Consider the following 19,995-nt stretch of genomic DNA (forward strand, 5'->3'; position numbering starts at 1 on the left):
ACCCATGCATTTCGAACTACCCGAAGACACCCTGCAGCTCCAGCGCCGGCTACGCAGCTTTCTTGACGAACGCGTGCTGCCGCATTACGTCGACTACGAGCGCATCGCCGGGCAAGGACGTTTTCCCCTGGAGATCGTCGAGCCGCTCAAGGCGCAGGCCAAGGAGCAGGGCCTGTGGAACATGTTCCTGCCAGGCCTGCGCGATGACGAGCCCGGCACGCGCCTGAGCAACATGCAGTACGCGCCGCTCGCCGAAGTGATGGGGCGCATCTATTGGTCATCGGAAGTGTTCAATTCGAATGCGCCCGATACCGGCAACATGGAGCTGCTGCACCTGTTTGCCACGCCCGAGCAGCGCGCGCTATGGCTCGATCCGCTGCTGAGCGGCAAGATCCGCTCGTGCTTCGGCATGACCGAGCCCGACGTGGCGTCCTCGGACGCGACCAACATCGCCACCAGCATCCGGCGTGAAGGCAACGAGTATGTAATCAATGGCCGCAAGTGGTTCACGACCGGTGCCCTGCATCCGAACTGCAAGCTGTGCATCGTCATGGGCGTGACCGACTTTGATCCAGCCGCAGCCAAACACCGCCGCCATTCGATGGTGCTGGTGCCCATGGACACGCCCGGCTTCGAGATCGTGCGCAATGTGCCAATCATGCACCACCATGCGCCCGAAGGGCACTGCGAGGTACTTTTCAAGGATGTGCGCGTCCCCGTCGAGAATCTGCTGGGCGAAGAGCACGCGGGCTTTGCGCTGGCCCAGGCACGCCTGGGGCCGGGGCGCGTGCACCACTGCATGCGCACCATTGGCCAGTGCGAACTGGCTGTCGAATTGATGTGCGACCGTGCACTGCAGCGTCGTGCGTTTGGCAAGCACCTGTCGGACTTCGCCAATGTCCAGGACTGGGTTGCCTATTCGCGCGTCGAGATCGACCAGGCGCGGCTGTTCGTGCTGCATGCCGCATGGAAGATGGATACCTATGGCAACCGCTCGGCGCACATGGATGTCTCGGCCATTAAGCTGGTCGCCGCGCAATTGCAGACCCGAGTGCTCGACCGGGCGATCCAGGTGTTTGGCGCGATGGGCATCACGCCCGACACGCCGCTGTCCTATCTGTGGTCTTGGGGCCGCGCCATGCGCTTCTTCGACGGCCCGGACGAAGTGCATCTGCGTTCAATTGCGCGCGCGGAACTCGCACGCGCCAAGGAAACCGCTGGTGCGCTCGCTCCTTTCTACCGCGTCTCCTAGGAGCTAGATATGGGCTATCCTGAAAAATCCGCGTCAGGCCCGGTGTTGTGGTGGCGCGAGGGCAGCATTGCACATATCCGCTTCAACCGACCTCAGTCATTGAATGCCATCGACGTCGCCATGGCGCGCACCTTCCTGCAGGCTTGCACGCAGATCAGCGCCGACCCGCTGGTGCGCGCAGTCTGGCTCACGGCCGAAGGCCGGGCCTTCATGGCTGGCGGCGACATCGCCGCCATGGCCAGCGATCCGGTGCCGGTGGCCGATGCGTTGATCGAAGGCATGCATGGCGGCCTGCGCCTGCTGGCGCAGACCGATGCGCCGGTGCTGGTCAGTGTCCACGGTGCGGTCTCGGGCGCGGGCGTGGGCCTGGTGCTGGGCGCCGCCGACATCATTGTCGCGGCCGAGAACACGCGCTTTTGCGTCGCCTACCCACTGATTGGCGCGAGCTGCGACTGCGCCACCTCCTGGGCGCTGCCGCGCATCGTCGGCCTGCGCAAGGCACTGGAGCTGGCTCTGCTTTCCGACACCATCACAGCCGAAGAAGCCTTGTGCCTGGGGCTTTGCAATCGCGTGGTGGCGCTGGAAGCGCTGGAATCCGAAAGCCGCACGCTCGTCGAGCGACTGGCCCAGGGTCCCAGCATTGCCTATGGAAACCTACGCCGGCTGATTCGCCAGTCGCTGCACTCCAGCTTCGAAGACCAGCTCGACGCCGAGGCACTGGGCTTTCGCGAGTGCGCGACCACGCGCGACTTCGGCGAAGGCGTTGCTGCCTTCCAGCAAAAGCGCCGCGCGGCATTCCAAGGACGTTGAATGAAAAACCGAATCACAGAACTTCTGGGCATCCGCTACCCGATCGTGCAAGGTGGAATGCAATGGGTGGGAACCGCCGAAATGGCCTCGGCCGTGTCCAACGCCGGTGGCCTGGGCATGCTGACGGCGCTGACCCAGCCGGATCCCGAGGCGCTGGCGCGCGAGATCGAGCGCTGCCGCGGCATGACGCAGCAGCCGTTCGGCGTGAACCTCACCATCCTGCCCACGGCAAAGCCGCCGCCGTATGCCGACTACATCACTGCCATCATCGACAGCGGCGTGCGCATTGTCGAGACCGCGGGCAGCAGCCCCAAGGAGTTCACCGGTCGCCTTAAGGCTGCAGGCATCACGGTGATCCACAAGTGCACTAGCGTGCGCCATGCGCTGTCGGCTGAACGCAATGGCGTCGATGTGGTCAGTATCGACGGCTTCGAGTGCGCAGGCCATCCGGGTGAGGACGATGTCGGCGGGCTGGTACTGATTCCGCTGGCTGTGCAGGCGCTTGGCATTCCGGTGATCGCTTCGGGCGGCATTGCCGACGGCCGCGGTTTGGCCGCAGCGCTGGCGCTGGGCGCCGAAGGCGTCAATATGGGCACGCGCTTTTGCGCCACCCTGGAAGCGCCCATCCATGCCGATATCAAGCAGGCGCTGGTGCGCGCCTCCGAACGCGAAACGAATTTGATTTTCCGCACCCTGCACAACACCGGCCGAGTGCTGCGCAACCAGGTCTCGGACGAGGTGGTGGCCACCGAGCGCCGTCCTGGCGGCTGCGAGTTCCAGGACATCCATCCCCTGGTGGCCGGTCAGCGCGGGCGCTTAGCGCTGCAGACCGGCGAGGTGGATTCGGGACTGGTGTGGGCAGGCCAGGCCGTCGGCCTGGTGGATGACATACCCAGCTGCGCTGATCTGCTCGAGCGCATCATGGCGGACTGCCGGGCTGCGCTTTCGCGTGCCTGCGGCGTGGTGGAGGTAGCATGAAAGCACTACGTGTCCATGGCTTCGAAGGTCCGCAGCAATGGTCTCTGGATGATGTCACCGTACCGCTGCCCGGCACGGGCGAGGTGCAGGTGCGTATCTGCAGCAATGCCATTTCCTTCGTCGACCTGCTGTTTGCCAAGGGTGGCTACCAGGTGCGGCCGCAGTTGCCGGTGATTCCCGGCACCGAGTTCAGTGGAGTGATTTCCGCGCTCGGTCGCGGCACCGAGGCGCAATGGCAGGTCGGCCAGCGCGTGACAGGCACATCCGTGGGCGGCTCCTGGGCACAGTACAACTGTGCGCTGCAGACCGATATTGCGCTGATTCCGGACGGCGTCAACCTGGGCTTGGCCTCGGGCCTGGCCATTACCTATGCCACCGCGCACTATGCACTCAAGCAGCGTGCGCGGCTGCGCGCCGGCGAGACGGTGCTGGTGCTGGGGCCCGCTGGTGGAGTGGGGTTGGCCAGCGTGCAGGTCGCAAAGGCACTGGGCGCAACGGTTGTGGCTGCGGCCCCGGCTCAGCAACAGCGCGATCTGGCCCTCGCGCATGGCGCCGACTTTCTGGTCGATACCTCCGATATGAAATGGCGCGATGCGCTCAAGGCGCTAGTGCCGGCAGGCATTGATGTCGTCGTCGATCCGGTCGGAGGCGCGCTGTTCGAGACGGCATTCCGCACGCTGCGCTGGGGCGGACGCCATTTGGTCATCGGCTTTGCCAGCGGCGAGATTCCCAGTTTTCGCGCCAGCCTCAGCATCATGAAAGGTGCCTCGCTGGTAGGTGTCGACATACGCCAATTCCGCGAATTCGAGCCCCAGGCCGCGGCCGCGAACCTGGCCGAGGTCGTGCAGTTGTTTGCCGCGGGCAAGCTGCGGCCACGTGCGGCTGCCACTATCCCGGCGCAGCGCTGGCAGGAGGCCATGGCTTTGGCGCAGGATCCAGCGACCATCGGCCGGGTAATTCTCGATTGGTCGGAGGAAACCTGGCAATGATCAATCTGGCTTCCGGTTGGTGTGGTCCGACGGCCTGTACTTTGGTGCTTCGTGCTCTGCAGCGCTTTCCGGAGCGCACGGCTTTTTCCTGGGACGGCGGCAGCCTGCGCTATGGCGCGGCGCTCGACTTGATCGGCCGCTTGCAGGGCGTGCTCAAGGCCGCCGGGCATGAGCCACGCGTGGTGGCCCTGCTAAGCGCGAACCGTGCCGAAGCCTGGTGCGCCGAAGTCGCCGTGCAGGCGCTGGGCCTGGCCGTGACCTGGCTGCATCCCATGGGGGCTTTGCCTGATCAGCTCGAGCAGCTCCACGACAGCGGCGCTGCGGCGCTGGTTGTCGATGGCAGGGCTTTTGGCCAGCGCGGCGCAGAACTGGCGGCGCTCGCGCCGCAGCTACAGCATGTTTGGACATTGGGCAAAACCGAAGCCGGCGTGGATCTGCTGGCCGCGGCGCAGTCCATCGGCCCGGTCGCAGCGCGCGACCTGTCCCTCCCCAGCAGCGTGGCCACCATGAACTACACCGGCGGCACTACAGGCCGCTCCAAGGCGGTGCTGCGCCAGCAGCATGCGCATGCAGCCATGTGGCGCGCGATACTTGAGGATTTCGAGCTGCCGGCGCGCCCCAACTACCTCGCGGCGGCGCCCATCAGCCATGTGGCGGGAACAAAGATCGCGCCGGTGCTGCTGCGTGGCGGCACGGTGCATCTGCTGCAGCGCTTCGAGCCGGACGAATTCCTGGCTACGGTCCAGGCCCAGAGCATCAACATGAGCCTGCTGGTGCCGACCATGGTCTACACGCTGCTCGATGAGCCGAGGCTCGCCGCCCGCGACCTGAGCTCGCTCGAGCTGCTGCTGTATGGCGCCTCGCCGATGTCGCCAACGCGGCTGGTCGAGGCCATGGAGCGCATCGGACCGGTGTTCTCGCAGCTCTATGGCCAGACCGAGTGCTACCCGATCAGCCTGCTGCGCAAGGGCGACCACGATGCCGCGCAACCAGAGCGTTTCGCCTCCTGTGGCGCGCCGATTGCCAGCGTAGAAGTGCGCCTGCTCGATGACTCGGGACAGAGCGTGCCGCAAGGCGAGGCTGGAGAGATCTGCGTGCGCGCGCCGCATGTGATGAACGGCTATTGGCAGCGAGATGAACTAACGCGTGAAGCCTCCGCCGGCGGCTGGCTGCATACCAGCGACATTGCACGCATGGACGAGCGCGGCTTCCTGTTCATTGTCGATCGCAAGAAGGACATGATCGTCAGCGGCGGCTTCAATGTCTATCCGCGCGAAGTGGAGGATGTGCTGACCAGCGACCCGAGCGTCGCCAGCGCTGCGGTGATCGGCGTGCCCGATGCCAAATGGGGCGAGACGGTTCTGGCCGTGGTCGTGGCCCGCCCGGGCGCAGTGATTGATGCAGATGCGCTGGCGCAACTGGTCAAGCAGCGCAAGGGGGCCCAGCATGCGCCCAAGCGCGTCCAGGTAGTCGATGCTCTGCCGCTGACCGCGCTGGGCAAGGTCGACAAGAAGGCGCTACGCGCACCGCATTGGCCCACTGGCGGCCGCCAGGTCGCATGAGCGCGCTGCCGAGCCCTCGAACCGGGCTGCCTGGGCCCTGGGCCCAGCGCCTGCGCCTGCCGCTGATTGCCGCGCCGATGTTCCAGGTGTCGGGCCCGCAGCTGGTCATTGCCGCCTGCCGGGCGGGCGTGATTGGCGCCTTTCCCACTGCCAACTGCCGCACAGCCGAGGAGCTGAACGACTGGCTCACCGCCATTGAGGCCGCACTGGAGCCGCAGGCAGCGCCGTACTGCCCGAATCTGATCATCCGCCATGCCGCCATGCCGGCCCAGCTCGAGGTGCTGCTGCGCCACCGCGTGGAACTCGTGATTACCAGCGTCGGCTCACCTGCGCCTGTAATCGAACCATTGCATGCGATTGGCTGCAAGGTTTTTGCGGACGTCGCCTCGCTGCGCCATGCGCGGCGCGCGCTCGAGGCCGGCGCCGATGGCCTGGTGCTGCTGAGCGCAGGTGCGGGCGGGCAGACGGGCTGGGCCAATGGCTTTGCCTTTGTGCGCGCCGTGCGGCGCTTCTATGCCGGGCCCATCGTGCTTGCCGGCGGCCTGTCGGACGGCCAGGCGCTGTGGGCGGCGCGCGCGCTCGGCTGCGACCTGGGATACATGGGCACACGTTTCATTGCCACCGCGGAAAGCCTGGCGCCGCCGGAGTACCAGCAGATGCTGGTCGACAGCGAGTTCGATGATGTGCTGCTGAGCAGCGCCTTCACCGGGCTGCCGAGCAACATGCTGCGCCCCTCGGTTGCCGCTGCCGGGCTCGACCCCGATGCCTTGCCAACGGATCTGGGCGCGGAGGGCGCCAGGCGCCTGTTTGGCGCTGGCGGTAGCGCGGCGCGGCGCTGGTCCCAGATCTGGAGCGCCGGCCACAGCGTCTCGGGCGTGACCGCCATCGGCTCGGTGGCCGAACTCATCGATCAGACGGCGCGCGAATACCAGGCGGCGCGCGAGTTCAGCCGCTCCAGCGACTGACTCGGCGACTGGATCGCCGGCTGAGCCGGTGGCCGGAATCACACTCAGTTGGCGCTGGCCAGCTCTGTCCAACCCGCCAGCACTTCCTGCACCGATGCCGCCTGCGCGGGCTGAGGCGTCGTGTTCTGCGTGCGCGAGAAGCGCGGGGCGGGGGCCGGCTGCAGCACGCCATCGACCCGGATGTAGGTCTCGCGCGCCACATTGTGTGGATGCTGCGCGGCTTCATCCCAATCCAGCACTGGCGCAAAGCAGGCGTCGGTGCCCTCGAGGATCGCGCACCACTCCGCCTGCGTGCGCATGCGGAACACATCGGCCAGGCGCAGCTTGAGCAGGGGCCAGCGCGCGGCGTCCATCTGGCCATCGAACAGCGGGTCCTGGATGCCGCAGCGCTGGCGCAGCTCGGCGTAGAACTGCGGTTCGATGGCGCCAATGGCAATGAACTTGCCGTCCGCGCACGCGTAGCTGTCGTAGAAATGGGCGCCGCCGTCCAGCAGGTTGTCCTCGCGCAGATTGCTCCAGCGGTCCATGGCCTTGAGCCCCCAGGTAAAGGCCGAGAGCAGGGCCGTGCCGTCGGTCATGGCGGCGTCAACCACTTGGCCGAGGCCCGAGCGCGCTGCCTCGGTCAGCGCCGCGAGCAGGCCCACCGCCAGCAGCATGCCGCCACCACCAAAGTCTCCCACCAGGTTCAACGGTGGGGGTGGTGGACCTTCCGAACGGCCCATCGCATGCAGCGCGCCGCTGATGGCAATGTAGTTGATGTCATGTCCCGCAGCCTGGGCCAGCGGGCCGTGCTGACCCCAGCCGGTCATGCGGCCGTAGACCAGCCTGGCGTTTGCTGCCAGGCAGACCTCGGGCCCCAGGCCCAGCCGCTCCATGACGCCAGGGCGGTAGCCCTCGATCAGCGCGTCGCTGGACGCGATCAGCGCCAGCGCCTGTTGCCGGCCTTCGGCCGAGCGCAGGTCAAGATGCACCGTGCGCCTGCTACGAGTGGTCACGTCCCGCGAGTCGAGCACGCTGTCGGGGCGGACAATGCGCACGACATCGGCTCCCAGGTCGCCGAGTACCATGGCACAAAACGGTCCGGGGCCGATGCCGGCGAACTCCAGCAGCCTGATGCCTGAAAGTGGTCCTGCCATGGGAAATCCTGCTTAGATGAGCTCTGCCGCATAGCGTGCAAAGCGAGAGGAAAGGCCGCCGACGGCCACCGCGTTGTGGGCAGCCGCATTGCCGGCACGCGCTCGCGCTGTGATCCCCTCGAGGATCACGGCAAAGCGGAACAGCGAGAAGATATGGTGGAAGGCTTGCACCGGCTCCGTGCGGCCGCTGGCTGTGACATAGCGCGCCAGGTATTCACCTTGCGTTGGTAACTGCAGCGCCGAGAGGTCGACTCCGCGGATGCCCTCGAAAACATCGGGATGGGTGAGCCAGGGCAGGCTGCTGTATGCGGCATCGGCCAGCGGATGGCCAAGCGTCGACAGCTCCCAGTCCAGCACCGCGATTACCCGCGGCTCGGTCGGATGGAACATGAGGTTGCCGAGCCGGAAATCGCCATGCGCGATGGTGGTCTCGTCGCCGGCGGGAACATGCGCGGGCAGCCAGGAGATGAGGCGCTCGATATCGGGATTTTCGGCAGTTTTCGATGCCTGCCATTGCCGGCTCCAGCGTGCTATCTGGCGCTCGAAGAAGTTGCCGGGCCGTCCATAGTCGGCAAGGCCCACGGCAGCCCAGTCGACGGCATGCAGTGCGGCCAGCGTATCGGCCATGGCGAACAGATAGTCGCGGCGTTCTTCTGGCGCAATGCCGGGCAGCGCATAGTCGCTCATGACCCGGCCCTGCAGCCTCTTCATGACATAGAACGGTGTGCCCACCACATCGCGATCCTCGCAGAACAGCAGTGCTTCGGGTACCGGCACCGCCGTATCCTTGAGTGCGCGCAGGATGCGGAACTCGCGGTCAACGGCATGCGCCGACTTGAGCAGTTCACCCGGCGGCTGCTTGCGCAGCACCAGTTGCGGGCCTTGCTCGAAAGTCACGAAGAAGGTCGGGTTGGACTGACCGCCGCCAATGCGCTCGAGCTGCATCGCCCCCGAGAGCTGCGGCAACTGGCGGCGCAAGTAGGCCGCCAGGGTGGCAGCATCGAATTCGGAAATCTGGCTCACAGTCGGCTTTCTTCAGGGGAATCCAGTCGCTTGCGCAAGCGGGCAATAAGGCCCATGACGCCGCCGGGCATCACGAACATGCACAGAATCAGCACCGCGCCATAGACACCCCAGGCCGCATCCTTGGAAATCTGCTCGGCCAGACTCGGCACGAACATGATGAAGGCCGCGCCAAAGAGCGCGCCCCAGAGTGTTCCGACACCGCCCACGACCACCCCGACCAGCAACGAGATCGACAGGAACATGGTGAAGGAGTCGGGCGAGACAAACTGCACCGCAATGGCCGACAATCCACCCGCGATGCCGGTGAAAGCAGCGGATACGCCAAAAGTCATGGATTTGTAATGGCGGATGTCCACGCCCATGGCCTCGGCGGCCAGTCCATGGTCGCGTATTGCGCGGATCGCGCGGCCAGTGCCGCTGTCGATCAGGTTGCGCGCAATCAGGAACATCACCACCGTCACCGCCAGCGAGAACAGGTAAAACCACTGGTCGGGGTCGAGTGCCAAGCCCCAGGGCGCCTCGGGCTTGAGCAGCACGATACCGCCAACGCCGCCGGTCCAGTCCTCGAGATGCTTGTACTTGAGCAGCTGCGGCGTCACGACGCCCAGCGCAAAGCTCGCCAGCGCCAGGTAGAGACCATGCAGCTTGAGAGCCGGTCGGCCAAACGCGTACCCCACGACCAGACAGACTAAGCCCGCGACCGGCAAGGTAAGCCAGTACGCCACCTCCATCCGGTCCATCAGGATGGCGACGGTATAGGCGCCGATGGCAAAGAAGGCGCCATGGCCAAGCGAGATCTGGCCGTTGTAGCCGGTCAGCAGGTTCAGGCCCACAAGGGCAATGGCATATGACAGCACCAGTGTGGCCTGGAACAGCATGTAGCCCTGGGCGACAAAGGCAATGCCGGCAGCGGCCAGTACCAGCAGCATCACGGCAATCACAGCGCTGGCCTTGGGCATACGGGCGGGCAGGGGCGCTGCCATCGAAGCATTGGTTGACATCAGTTTTCCTTCAAACGCGTTGCACAATGCGCCGGCCCATCAGGCCCGCGGGCCGCACGATCAGCACGCCTACGATAAGGATCAGCGCGACCGACAGCTTGAGCTCGGTGCCGACCACATAGACACCGATCAAGTTCTCCAGCACGCCCACCAGAAAGCCGCCGATCACGGCGCCCACGGGATTGTCTATCCCACCGATCAGCGCACCCGCAAAGGCGTAGATCAGCACGCCGATCATCATGTTGGGGTCGAGATACACCACCGGGGCAACCATCATCCCTGCGACCGAGCCAATGGCCGCGGCCAGCCCCCAGCCGAGCATCAGCATGCGGCCGACGTGGATTCCGAGCAGGCGGGACGAGCCTGGGTTCTGCGCGGCCGCGCGCATCGTCAGGCCCAGTGTGGTGAAGCGGAAGAAGCTGAACAGCGCGGCCACCATGCACAGCGTGATGAAGATCGTGCCGACCTTGTGCGGTGACATTAGCGTGCTGCCATACCAAGCGTCCTTCGCAAACGGCGTGGGAAATTCCTTGATCTGCGTGCCGAAGATCCAGCCTGCAATGCTGTGGAAGATCACCAGCAGGCCGATGAAAACTACCACCACGCTGAGCTCGGGTGCGTTCTTTAGCGGCCGGATGATGGCAAATTCGACGGCTACACCCAGGAAGAACGACAGCACGACAGTGGCAATGAATGCAGCCCAGTAGGGAAAGCCTGCCTGGATCAGCGTCCAGGCGATGAACGTGGAGAACATCGCCATCTCACCCTGGGCGAAGTTCACCTGATGCGTAGCCTGGTAGATCATCACCAGCGCCAGCGCCACGCAGGCATAGATCCCGCCGGTGGCCAGGCCGGCAGTGAGCTGTTGCAGAAATATTTCCATGTTCTCACTCTCCGAGGTAGGCACGCCGCACGGCGTCGTCGTTGCGCATGGCGCTGGAGCTGCCGCTCTTGACGATGCGTCCGGTCTCCAACAGATAAGCCTGGTCGGCCAACTCGAGCGCAATGCGCGCATTCTGTTCGACCAAAAGGATAGACACCTGCTGCTCATCGCGGATGCGGCGCATGATGGCAAAAATGTCCTTGACCACGAGCGGCGCGAGTCCGAACGAGGGCTCGTCCAGCAGCAGCAGCGCCGGGCGCGCCATCAGCGCGCGCGCAATGGCCAGCATCTGCTGCTCACCCCCCGACAGCGTTCCTGCCTGCTGGGCGCGGCGCTCCTTGATGCGCGGAAAGTAGTCGTACATGCGCTCCAGGTCGGCAGCCACTTGCGCGCGATCCCGGCGCGCGTGGTAGCCCAGGCGCAAATTCTCCTCGGCGCTCATGCCCAGGAAGGTACCGCGCCCATCGGGCACATGGCCGACGCCGAGCGCGGCAATCTGCTCGGTCGACCGAGCGTCGATGCGCTCACCACGCAACCAGATTTCCCCGTGGGGCTTGACCATGTGGGCGCAGATCGCGCGCAGCGTCGTGGTCTTGCCAGCCCCATTGGCGCCAAGCAGCGCCGTGACCGAGCCCTGCTCTATTTCTAGAGAGATGCCGTGCAGCACGGCGGTGGCGCCATAGGAGGCGTGCAGATTGCGTATTTCCAACAGGCGTGTCATGCGGCTTCTCCTTCTTCCTCGCCCAGATACGCGCGTATCACTTCCGGGTGGCGGCGCACATCGGCGGGGCTGCCATCGGCAATCTTGCGGCCGAAATTGAGCGCGACGATACGGTCGCACACGCCCATCACCAAACCCATGTGGTGTTCGACCAGCAGCACTGTGAGGTTCAGACGCTGGCGGATTTCCAGGATCAGCTCGCCCAGTCCGGCAAGCTCCTCGTGGTTGAGGCCGCACGCGGGTTCGTCCAGCAGCAGTAGCGAAGGCTCGCAGGCCAGCGCACGCGCCAGTTCGACGCGCTTTTGGTAGCCAAAGGGCAGGTCGGCAACAACGCGCCCAGCCAGCGGCGCGAGGTGCATGAGCTCGAGCGCCTTGTCGGCACGCGAGCGCGCCGCGCGCTCGATGCGCTGCGACGATGGCAGGCGCAAAGCGTCGGCAAAAAAGCCGGCGTGGTGGTGCGCCTGCGCGCCGATCAGCACATTCTCGCGCACGGTCATCGTGCGAAACAGCGCCAGGTTCTGGAAGGTACGCCCCACGCCGAGGGCTGCGATGCGGTGGCGCGGTTGCTCGGACAGCACCTGGCCGTCGAAATGTATCGCTCCGGCGTCGCACTGGTACAGCCGGGAAAGGCAGTTGAACAAGGTACTCTTGCCCGCCCCGTTGGGGCCGATCAGGCCGCGGATCTCGCCGCGGCGCACGTCAAAACTGACGTTGTCCAGCGCGACGATGCCGCCGAAACGAACCGACACGTTGGCAAGGGTCAGCAGCGCTTTGTCTCCGTTATTGTGTTGCATGTGCGCTGGTCCGCTGCTTACAGCCGCTCGATGATGGTGACGTTGGCCATGCCTCCGCCCTCGCACATGGTTTGCAGGCCGTAGCGGCCGCCGCGCTGGCGCAGCACGTGGATCAGCGTGGTCGCCAGCTTGGTTCCTGAGGCCCCCAGCGGATGGCCTAGGGAGATCGCGCCGCCATTGACGTTGATGCGCTCTGGGTCCGCGTTCAGCGCCTGCAGCCAGGCCAGAGGCACCGGCGCAAAGGCTTCGTTGACTTCGTACGCATCGATGTCGGACATCTTCAGCCCGGCCTTGCGCAGCGCCACTTCGGTGGCCGGGATCGGGGCCTCCAGCATGATCACTGGGTCATGACCCAGCACCGACATGTGGTGGATGCGTGCCAACGGCACCAGACCATGGGTCTTGAGGGCGCGTTCGTTGCAGACCATGACGCCGGTGGCGCCATCGCAGATCTGGCTGGCGTTGGCGGCAGTGATACTGCCGCCTTCTTCCAGCAGCTTTACGGCGGCAATGCTCTCGAGGGTCGCGTCGAAGCGTATGCCCTCGTCGCTGTGGTGTAGCTCTCCGGCACCGGTTCCATCGGCGCGGCGGGCCTCCAGCGCAAGGATCTCGGCCTTGAAGCGCCCTTCGTCGGTAGCCCTTGCTGCGCGTCGGTGGCTTTCCAGCGCGTACTCGTCAAGCTGGCGTTTGGATAAACCGTATTTGCGCGCGATCATTTCCGCGCCCTTGAATTGGCTGAACACCACGTCCGGATAGGCCTGCTGCATGCCAGGGCTCATGTATTCGCCTAAACCAGCCTTGCTGGCCAAGCTGCTGGGCGAGAACATCGGCACCCGCGACATGCTTTCAACGCCACCGGCAATCACGCAATCCATGCTGCCAGACATCACAGCCTGAGCCGCAAAATGCAGTGCTTGCTGCGAGGAACCGCACTGCCGGTCGAGCGTGGTGGCTGGCACGGTCTGCGGCAGGCGCGAAGCCAAGACTGCATTGCGTGCCACGTTCATCGACTGCTCGCCGACCTGGCTCACGCAACCGAGAATCACATCCTCGACGCCCCCCGGGTCGATGCCGGTGTCCTGCACCAGGCTGTCGAGAATGCGGGCCGCGAGGTCGACAGGGTGCCAACCTGACAGACGTCCGTTGCGACGGCCACCCCCGGTACGGCGGGCGGCAACGATATAGGCTTGTTCCATGGGTTTTCTCCTAAATGGGAATCAGCGCGGTGCCATGCGGATGGCGCCGTCAAGGCGCACGGCCTCGCCGTTGAGGTAGGAATTGCTCAACATGAGCTCGGCCAGCTGGGCGAACTCCTCGGGCTGCCCGAAGCGCTTGGGAAACGGCACCGAGGCTGCCAGCGCCGACTTGACCTTTTCGGGCGCTGCCTGCATCAAGGGCGTGTCGAACAGGCCGGGCAGGATGGTATTGATGCGTATGCCTTCGTCCATCAGGTCGCGCGCGATTGGCAGCGTCATGCCGACGATGCCGGCCTTGGAGGCGGTGTAGGCCGACTGGCCGACCTGGCCATCCTGCGCCGCGACCGATGCGGTGTTGACGATGGCGCCGCGCTCGCCGCTGGCGTCAGGTGCGAGGGTCAGCATTCCGGCGGCCGACTTGGCAATGCAGCGGAAGGTGCCGATCAGGTTGATCTGAATGACACGCTCGAACTGGTCCAGCGGGAAGTGGCGGATCTCTCCCGTTTCGCGGTTGCGGCTGGCGGTTTTGACAGGGTTGCCGGTGCCCGCGCAGTTGACCAGGATGCGCTCCTGACCATGCGCTTTGCGCGCTTTATCGAAGCCTTGACCCACCTGCTCTTCCGAGGTGACGTCGACGCGGCAGAAGATGCCGCCGATTTCCGCAGCAACCTGTTGGCCCAGTTCTTCATTGAGGTCGAAAACGGCAACCTTCACACCGTGGGAAGCGAGGCGCCGGGCCGTGGCGGCGCCAAGGCCGGAGGCGCCGCCGGTGACGACGGCGCAGAGGGAAGAGTCGAGCAGCATTGATTGCAAGCAGTTAGGGATGATGGTGCCAGTCTATGAAGCGCAAGACGTGCTTACCATCGTCCAAACCGACGAGCATGGAAGGCCAGCTCCTATGCGATCATTCCGCCTCGCCCACTTTGCCTTTGATATGTTTCCATGGCCCAAGCCCGCGAGCGACTTTCGCTGCCGATCTCTGCCGCCAAGCTTGCACCGCTGACCCAGCGTACAGCGGAGGTTCTTCGCACGCGCGTGCGCCAGCGCTTGGCCGATGCAGGCGCGGTGCGGCTGGTGCTGGTGCGCGCACCAGCCGGCTTCGGCAAGACCACAGCCATGGTGCAACTGCGCCAAGCCATGCAGGAGCGCGGCGTGGCCACGGGGTGGCTCACACTGGACAGCGCCGACAACGACGTGCCGCGCTTCCTGGCCGGGCTATCGGCAGCCATCGCGCAACTGGGCTTGGAGCGGGAAGACGAAAGCCTGGATGTTCTCGACCAGCTCGCGGCGGAGCAAGGCCAGCTGGCGCTTTTTCTCGATGACTTCGAGTTGATCCACGAGCCCAGCGTGATCGGCTTGGTGCGCGAACTGATCGATCATCTGCCGCGCAACAGCCAACTGGTGATCGGCTCGCGCAGCTTGCCCGATCTGGGGTTGGGTCGGCTGCGTACGCGCGGCCAACTGGTCGAGCTCGATGCCGAGCTGCTGCGCTTTTCTTTGGCCGAGGCCGCAGAATTCTTTCGCTTGCGTGGCTCCGAACTTTCGCTCGAGGCACTCGATAGTGTGCATGGTAAGACCGAAGGCTGGGTGGCGGCGCTGTGGCTGTTGTCGCTGGCCGTGCACCGGCATGACGCGCCCGGCGACGTCGTCGCCCGTCTGGCTGCGTCGGACCGCAATGTGGCCGACTACCTGACCGACGAGGTGCTGGCACAGCAGGAGCCCGAGGTGCGCGACTTCCTGCTACGCACCAGCGTGCTGCACCATCTGAGCGCACCCGCATGCCAAGCGCTTTTGCCGAGCATGGACTGCGCTGCCATGCTGCGCCGGCTCGAAGACAACAACGTATTTCTGATTCCTGTCAAAGGCACGTCCGACCTGTACCGCTATCACAGCCTGTTTGCGAACTTCCTGCGCCGACTGCTGGCTCAGGAGCGCCCCGATGCGACAGCTCGCCTGCATCTGGCTGCATCCGGCTGGTATGAGTCCGAGGGGCGGCCGGTGCCGGCCATCGACCATGCCATCGAAGGCGGCGACTATCCGCATGCGCTGTACCTTCTCGAGCAGCAGGCCTCAGGCCTGCTGGCCCAGGGCCGGATGCGGCTGCTGGACCGCTGGTTTTCGCAAATCGATCCGCTGCTGTTGAAAAAGCGTCCCCTGATGCAGGTGATTGCGGTCTGGGCGCGTTGCTTGCGCCAAGGGCCCTGGCAGGCCATGCAGTGGCTGCAGGATTCGGGCTGTCAGGACAGCAGCGACGCCGAAGTTCAGGCTCATGTGCGCGCCCTGCTGCCAGTGCTACTGGCGATGATGGACCGCTACGAGGAGGCCCAGGAGTTTGGCCGCATCGGCGTGGCCCGGTTGCCTTCGGGCAATGCCTTCATCGACAGCGTGACGCTCAATGCCATGGCGCACATCGTCTCCGTGGCGGGGGAACGGCAGGAGGCCCAGCGCTTTCTCGAGGATGCGCGCAAGTCTCAGGGCAGCAGTGCTTTCAACCGCATGTACACCGAGACCGTGGGCGGCATGCTAGACCTGCGCGAGGGCCGGCTGCGCCAGGCCACGGCAAGCTTTCGCATGGCCCTGACCTCATCCTCGGCCGCTGCGACCTACAACTATGCCCACGGCAATGCCTGGGCCGGGGTGTTCTATGCAGGCGTGGTCTATGAATCCAATGACCTGGCCGGTGCCGAGCGCCTGCTCAATGTCTATCTCCCATTGGCACGCGATGTAGGATTGCCTGACCACGTGATCTCCTGTTACCGCATGCGCTCGCGCATAGCCTTTCAGCGCGGCGACGTCGACACCACGTTGCAGTCACTGACCGAGCTGGAGTACATCGGCCACGAGAGGCAGCTGCCGCGCTTGAGCGCCAGCGCCAAGCTCGAGCGCGCCCATGTGCTGATGCTGCAAGGCCACGGCTCGGCAGCGCGCGAGGAGCTGGCGCGCATTGCCGAGAGTGCATTCGGTGGCAGCGATCATTTCCATCGTCCGGCGCAAGAGTACGAGGACCTGTTCATCGCGCGCGCGCGCCTCGAAATTATGTTTGGCAAACCCGCCAGCCAAGTGGTGATGCTGGAGGCAGAGCTTGCTAGCGCGCTGCGCCGTGAATGGCGCCAGCGTGCGCTCAAGCTCAGGCTGCTGTTGGCGCTGGCCTTGTCGCGCTCCGGCGATCTGGGCGGGGCCATGGCCCAGGCAATTCCGCTGCTGCAGGAGGCCAGCCGCGAAGGCTTTGTGCGCCTGCTGCTCGACGAAGGGCCGGCGCTGGCGCCGTTGCTCAGGCGCGTGCGCCAGGCTTCGGAAGGCACGCAGGACCCGATCTTCCTGGAGCATCTGCAACGCGTGCTCGACGGCCTAGGGCCGGGCTCGGCCGAAGACGAGGCGAGCGCAGGCGGCCCGGCCGAGACGCTGGAAGAGCCGCTGACACGCAAGGAAATCCACGTGCTGCACCTGCTGGCCGAGGGCTACTCGAACACCGCCATGGCCGAGAAGCTGTTTGTCTCGAACAGCACGGTGCGCACCCATCTGCGAAACATCAACACTAAGCTTAAGTGCCACAGCCGCACGCAGGCGGTGGCGATCGCGCGGCGCCTGGGCATGATCCGCTGAGCCCGGCACTGCGAAACCGTCTTTTAGGACGATGCGCGTTTGCGCCAAGCCTGCAAACATGGATGCTTTCCACCAGTCCCGTTTGCGCCTATGTATCCCGGAACGCACGCCGCCAGCACGCCCGAAAAGCCCGCCGTCATCATGGCGGCGACAGGTCAGACAGTCACCTATGCCGCCCTTGAGCAGCGTTCGCTACGCTTGGCGAACTGGCTGCGCGCGCAGGGCCTGGTGCCGGGCGACACGATTGCCGTCATCTCCGACAATGACGCGCGCGTGTTCGATGTTTACTGGGCCGCCCAGCGCGCGGGACTTTACCTGACGGCGATCAACTATCGTTTGCGGTCCGAAGAGATCCAGTACATCCTCGAGAACTCCGAGACCAAGGCCATCTTCGTCGGCGGCTGCGCGTCTGAGATCGTGCAGTCGATTGCTGGCATGGCCAGCGTTCCCCTCCGCATCTCTTTTGCCGCACAGATCGATGGCTATCAGGACCTGGAGGGCATCATCGAGGGCGCTTCCAGCGCCAAGCCTGAGTATGAGCCGCGTGGCGGCGACATGCTGTATTCCTCGGGCACCACCGGCAGGCCCAAGGGCGTGCGGCCCCCGCTGCCCGGACGCGACATCGGCGCGCCCGGAGACGCCATGGTCGCCATGTTTGGCGGCAGCTTCGGTTTCTCGGCTCAAACCGTCTATTTGTCGCCTGCGCCGCTGTACCACGCGGCGCCGCTGCGCACCTGCGCCGCCGTGCAGGCGCTGGGCGGCACCGTAGTCGTCATGAACAAATTCGATCCCGAAGGCGCTCTGGCGCTGATCGAGAAGTACCGCATCACAGCCAGTCAGTGGGTGCCGACCATGTTTGTGCGCCTGCTCAAGCTGCCGCGCGAGGTCCATGAACGCTACGACCTGCGCTCCATGGAAATCGCCATCCATGCCGCCGCGCCATGCCCGCTCGATGTCAAGCAACAGATGATCGACTGGTGGGGACCTATCGTGCATGAATACTATGCAAGCACCGAGGTCAACGGCATTACCGTCATCGGCCCGCAAGAATGGCTGCGCAAGCGCGGCTCGGTCGGGCGGCCCATCCTGGGAACGATTCATGTCTGCGACGAGGAGGGCGGGGAGTTGCCAGCGGGCCAGGACGGCCTGGTCTACTTCGAGCGCGAAGCCTTGCCTTTCCAATACCATCTCGACCCCGAGAAGACCAGGGCGACGCAGCACCCGCGCCATCCCACTTGGACGGCTGTGGGCGATATCGGCCATGTCGACGAGGAGGGGTTCCTATTCCTCACCGATCGCAAGGCTTTTATGATCATTTCCGGCGGGGTGAATATCTATCCCCAGGAAGTCGAAAACGTGCTGGCAATGCACCCTGCCGTGTCCGATGTAGCGGTAATTGGCGTGCCCGATGCCGAGATGGGCGAGCAGGTCAAGGCGGTGGTGATTGCATCGCCCGGGGTAGTCAGCGGCCCCGAGCTTGAGCTGGAGATCATTGCGTTCGTCAAATCCCGCGTGGCCTCGTTCAAAGCGCCGCGAAGCGTGGATTTCGTTTCCACGCTGCCGCGCACCGCCACCGGCAAGTTGGTCAAAGGTCGGTTGCGTGACCAGTACTGGCCAAAATAACACGCTCCAGTTTTTTTCAGAAAAATCGATGCAGACCGGCCGCTATATGCGGCCGTTTCTTTTGTATCGCGTGAAGTGCCGGAGTACTCCAGATTCTTAAAAATTCGTCAAAACGGACGATGCAAGAACCACAGTGGGCTAAGACACTGTAATCCGCTTCGGCGGTTTGAAGGTTGTTCATAAGTAATTCTGGAGACAAAATGATCAAATCAAAAGTGCTGTATTTTTCAGCAGCGTTTTTAGGGGCGAGTGCAGCGCACGCGCAAAGCGTGCAGATATATGGCCTTGTCGATATGGGTATCGAACGTGTCAGCAATGTCGGCGTGGGCCGTACAAGCGTTACACGTATGCCGGGCATTGCAGGATCGCTGCCCTCTCGGCTGGGGTTCCGCGGTACCGAAGATCTGGGCGGCAACCTCAAGGCGCTGTTTGTTTTGGAGAGTGGTTTTTCTCTTGACCAAGGAACGCTGAATCAAGGTGGACGCATGTTTGGCCGCCAGGCTTACATGGGATTGCAGGGAAGCTGGGGCACTTTAACACTGGGTAGGCAATATTCGCCAATGTATCTTGTCGGCATTGGTGACAACCTGGGCGGAAATATCTATTCTGCAGGCCTGCTTGATTCTTATCTGCCCAATGCACGCCTCGACAACTCGATTTCCTATAAGGTCACAGCTGGCGCGTTCTCGTTCACATCCATTTTGTCATTGGGCCGCGATAGCGTTGGGGGCTGTCCAGGTGAATTGGCCGGCGACAGCAAGGCCTGCCGAACCGCGTCTGCAATGGTGCAATACATTCAGCCCAGTTGGGGTTTAGCCTTTGCCACAGAACGCCAATGGGGTGGACCGGGCACGGCGCTGCCTAACAGCGGTTTGAGGGATACGCGTCATTACATCAGTGGCTTCTACAAATTCGGCGACTTCAAGTTAGGTGGCGGCTATCTGCACCGTAACAACGAAGGTGCAGCTTCGCCTCGAAGCGATTTCATGAACATCGGCGCCACCTACACCACGGGGCCTGTGGTACTCGACGTGCAATATGGTCGCCTCAACGTGAAGGAAAGCTCCAACGACGCACAGATGGTCGCAATTCGCGCGCTCTACAACCTTTCCAAGCGTACAGCCACTTATGTCACCGCCGGCAAGATGTACAACAAAGGAGCATCAACTTTCACCATCGACGGCGGAGTGGTCGCAGGTTCCTCTCCAGCACCTGGCGTTGACCAGACGGGCATCATGGTGGGGATACGCCACGCCTTCTGAGTGAAGTAGTGCGCTTCGCCTCATGCTGATAATTTCGCCACTTCGAGCGGGTATATCGTGAGGCGAGGCGTATCTATTAATCGAATTTAATCAGTCAGGTTATATATAAATCTGGTGAAGAGAATTTTTATTAATATAATTATTCCAGTTTAATACGATATCCTTGATTTTAATTGATATTGAATTTTCATAAA

General features: G+C 64.0%; 17 protein-coding genes. 9 read left to right on the forward strand and 8 right to left on the reverse strand.

Features of this window, described 5'->3' with window-relative positions; genetic code table 11:
* Positions 1–4: 4 nt before the first annotated feature.
* Genes IAE24_RS18965 through IAE24_RS18990 form a run of 6 tightly spaced genes read left to right on the forward strand, consistent with a single transcriptional unit; the run spans position 5 to position 6,556 of the window.
* On the forward strand, positions 5–1,252 hold the full coding sequence (locus tag IAE24_RS18965; RefSeq protein ID WP_199960239.1) for an acyl-CoA dehydrogenase family protein: 1,248 nt from the start codon (positions 5–7) through the stop codon (positions 1,250–1,252).
* Positions 1,253–1,261: 9 nt separating this feature from the next.
* Positions 1,262–2,062: an enoyl-CoA hydratase/isomerase family protein gene (locus tag IAE24_RS18970; RefSeq protein WP_199960240.1), complete on the forward strand. Its 801-nt coding sequence runs from the start codon at positions 1,262–1,264 to the stop codon at positions 2,060–2,062.
* Complete coding sequence (locus IAE24_RS18975; protein WP_199960241.1) at positions 2,063–3,040, forward strand: NAD(P)H-dependent flavin oxidoreductase; 978 nt, start codon at positions 2,063–2,065, stop codon at positions 3,038–3,040.
* Positions 3,037–4,029: an NADPH:quinone oxidoreductase family protein gene (locus IAE24_RS18980; RefSeq protein WP_199960242.1), complete on the forward strand. Its 993-nt coding sequence runs from the start codon at positions 3,037–3,039 to the stop codon at positions 4,027–4,029. Before IAE24_RS18975 ends, IAE24_RS18980 begins: the two co-directional genes overlap by 4 nt.
* The gene (locus tag IAE24_RS18985) at positions 4,026–5,591 is read left to right on the forward strand and encodes an AMP-binding protein (RefSeq protein ID WP_199960243.1); all 1,566 of its coding nucleotides are present in this window, start codon (positions 4,026–4,028) and stop codon (positions 5,589–5,591) included. The genes IAE24_RS18980 and IAE24_RS18985 overlap by 4 nt, the downstream gene beginning before the upstream one ends.
* Positions 5,588–6,556, forward strand: coding sequence for an NAD(P)H-dependent flavin oxidoreductase (locus IAE24_RS18990; protein ID WP_199960244.1), 969 nt, complete (start codon positions 5,588–5,590; stop codon positions 6,554–6,556). The genes IAE24_RS18985 and IAE24_RS18990 overlap by 4 nt, the downstream gene beginning before the upstream one ends.
* A gap of 44 nt (positions 6,557–6,600) precedes the next feature.
* Here IAE24_RS18990 and IAE24_RS18995 read toward each other — a convergent pair whose 3' ends face one another.
* From IAE24_RS18995 to IAE24_RS19030, 8 genes are read right to left on the reverse strand one after another with little or no spacing between them, the layout of a single operon-like run.
* Entirely contained in the window at positions 6,601–7,692 is a 1,092-nt protein-coding gene (locus IAE24_RS18995; protein ID WP_199960245.1) for a CaiB/BaiF CoA transferase family protein, read from the reverse strand.
* Positions 7,693–7,704: 12 nt separating this feature from the next.
* Positions 7,705–8,715 (reverse strand): phosphotransferase family protein, encoded by a 1,011-nt coding sequence (locus IAE24_RS19000; protein ID WP_325100551.1) that lies wholly within the window; start codon positions 8,713–8,715, stop codon positions 7,705–7,707.
* Positions 8,712–9,677, reverse strand: coding sequence for a branched-chain amino acid ABC transporter permease (locus IAE24_RS19005; RefSeq protein ID WP_233626157.1), 966 nt, complete (start codon positions 9,675–9,677; stop codon positions 8,712–8,714). The genes IAE24_RS19000 and IAE24_RS19005 overlap by 4 nt, the downstream gene beginning before the upstream one ends.
* A 52-nt stretch (positions 9,678–9,729) precedes the next feature.
* Positions 9,730–10,602: a branched-chain amino acid ABC transporter permease gene (locus IAE24_RS19010; protein WP_199960247.1), complete on the reverse strand. Its 873-nt coding sequence runs from the start codon at positions 10,600–10,602 to the stop codon at positions 9,730–9,732.
* A gap of 4 nt (positions 10,603–10,606) precedes the next feature.
* The gene (locus IAE24_RS19015; protein ID WP_199960248.1) at positions 10,607–11,323 is read right to left on the reverse strand and encodes an ABC transporter ATP-binding protein; all 717 of its coding nucleotides are present in this window, start codon (positions 11,321–11,323) and stop codon (positions 10,607–10,609) included.
* The gene (locus IAE24_RS19020; protein ID WP_199960249.1) at positions 11,320–12,117 is read right to left on the reverse strand and encodes an ABC transporter ATP-binding protein; all 798 of its coding nucleotides are present in this window, start codon (positions 12,115–12,117) and stop codon (positions 11,320–11,322) included. The genes IAE24_RS19015 and IAE24_RS19020 overlap by 4 nt, the downstream gene beginning before the upstream one ends.
* A 17-nt stretch (positions 12,118–12,134) precedes the next feature.
* Complete coding sequence (locus tag IAE24_RS19025; RefSeq protein ID WP_199960250.1) at positions 12,135–13,313, reverse strand: acetyl-CoA C-acetyltransferase; 1,179 nt, start codon at positions 13,311–13,313, stop codon at positions 12,135–12,137.
* 21 nt (positions 13,314–13,334) lie between these two features.
* Positions 13,335–14,117, reverse strand: coding sequence for an SDR family NAD(P)-dependent oxidoreductase (locus IAE24_RS19030; protein ID WP_199960251.1), 783 nt, complete (start codon positions 14,115–14,117; stop codon positions 13,335–13,337).
* 138 nt (positions 14,118–14,255) lie between these two features.
* Between IAE24_RS19030 and IAE24_RS19035 the strand changes: the two genes are divergently transcribed.
* The 3 genes from IAE24_RS19035 to IAE24_RS19045 all read left to right on the forward strand — a co-directional run bounded on the left by IAE24_RS19035 (position 14,256) and on the right by IAE24_RS19045 (position 19,801).
* Entirely contained in the window at positions 14,256–16,916 is a 2,661-nt protein-coding gene (locus tag IAE24_RS19035; RefSeq protein ID WP_199960252.1) for a LuxR C-terminal-related transcriptional regulator, read from the forward strand.
* A gap of 90 nt (positions 16,917–17,006) precedes the next feature.
* Positions 17,007–18,539, forward strand: coding sequence for an acyl-CoA synthetase (locus IAE24_RS19040; RefSeq protein WP_199960253.1), 1,533 nt, complete (start codon positions 17,007–17,009; stop codon positions 18,537–18,539).
* A 200-nt stretch (positions 18,540–18,739) separates the two neighbouring features.
* Positions 18,740–19,801 carry a porin gene (locus IAE24_RS19045; RefSeq protein WP_199960254.1) on the forward strand — a complete coding sequence of 354 codons (1,062 nt, stop codon included), beginning with the start codon at positions 18,740–18,742 and terminating at the stop codon, positions 19,799–19,801.
* Positions 19,802–19,995 lie beyond the last annotated feature (194 nt).

Source organism: Delftia sp. S65 (assembly GCF_016516495.1).
Taxonomy (GTDB): Bacteria; Pseudomonadota; Gammaproteobacteria; order Burkholderiales; family Burkholderiaceae_C; genus Comamonas; species Comamonas acidovorans.

Excerpts from the sequence above, each read along its gene's own strand:
- IAE24_RS18965 (WP_199960239.1), top strand. The coding sequence starts at position 5 with ATGCATTTCGAACTACCCGAAGACACCCTGCAGCTCCAGCGCCGGCTA.
- IAE24_RS18970 (WP_199960240.1), top strand. The coding sequence starts at position 1,262 with ATGGGCTATCCTGAAAAATCCGCGTCAGGCCCGGTGTTGTGGTGGCGC.
- IAE24_RS18975 (WP_199960241.1), top strand. The coding sequence starts at position 2,063 with ATGAAAAACCGAATCACAGAACTTCTGGGCATCCGCTACCCGATCGTG.
- IAE24_RS18980 (WP_199960242.1), top strand. The coding sequence starts at position 3,037 with ATGAAAGCACTACGTGTCCATGGCTTCGAAGGTCCGCAGCAATGGTCT.
- IAE24_RS18985 (WP_199960243.1), top strand. The coding sequence starts at position 4,026 with ATGATCAATCTGGCTTCCGGTTGGTGTGGTCCGACGGCCTGTACTTTG.
- IAE24_RS18990 (WP_199960244.1), top strand. The coding sequence starts at position 5,588 with ATGAGCGCGCTGCCGAGCCCTCGAACCGGGCTGCCTGGGCCCTGGGCC.
- IAE24_RS18995 (WP_199960245.1), bottom strand. The coding sequence starts at position 7,692 with ATGGCAGGACCACTTTCAGGCATCAGGCTGCTGGAGTTCGCCGGCATC.
- IAE24_RS19005 (WP_233626157.1), bottom strand. The coding sequence starts at position 9,677 with ATGCCCAAGGCCAGCGCTGTGATTGCCGTGATGCTGCTGGTACTGGCC.
- IAE24_RS19010 (WP_199960247.1), bottom strand. The coding sequence starts at position 10,602 with ATGGAAATATTTCTGCAACAGCTCACTGCCGGCCTGGCCACCGGCGGG.
- IAE24_RS19015 (WP_199960248.1), bottom strand. The coding sequence starts at position 11,323 with ATGACACGCCTGTTGGAAATACGCAATCTGCACGCCTCCTATGGCGCC.
- IAE24_RS19020 (WP_199960249.1), bottom strand. The coding sequence starts at position 12,117 with ATGCAACACAATAACGGAGACAAAGCGCTGCTGACCCTTGCCAACGTG.
- IAE24_RS19025 (WP_199960250.1), bottom strand. The coding sequence starts at position 13,313 with ATGGAACAAGCCTATATCGTTGCCGCCCGCCGTACCGGGGGTGGCCGT.
- IAE24_RS19030 (WP_199960251.1), bottom strand. The coding sequence starts at position 14,117 with ATGCTGCTCGACTCTTCCCTCTGCGCCGTCGTCACCGGCGGCGCCTCC.
- IAE24_RS19035 (WP_199960252.1), top strand. The coding sequence starts at position 14,256 with ATGGCCCAAGCCCGCGAGCGACTTTCGCTGCCGATCTCTGCCGCCAAG.
- IAE24_RS19040 (WP_199960253.1), top strand. The coding sequence starts at position 17,007 with ATGTATCCCGGAACGCACGCCGCCAGCACGCCCGAAAAGCCCGCCGTC.
- IAE24_RS19045 (WP_199960254.1), top strand. The coding sequence starts at position 18,740 with ATGATCAAATCAAAAGTGCTGTATTTTTCAGCAGCGTTTTTAGGGGCG.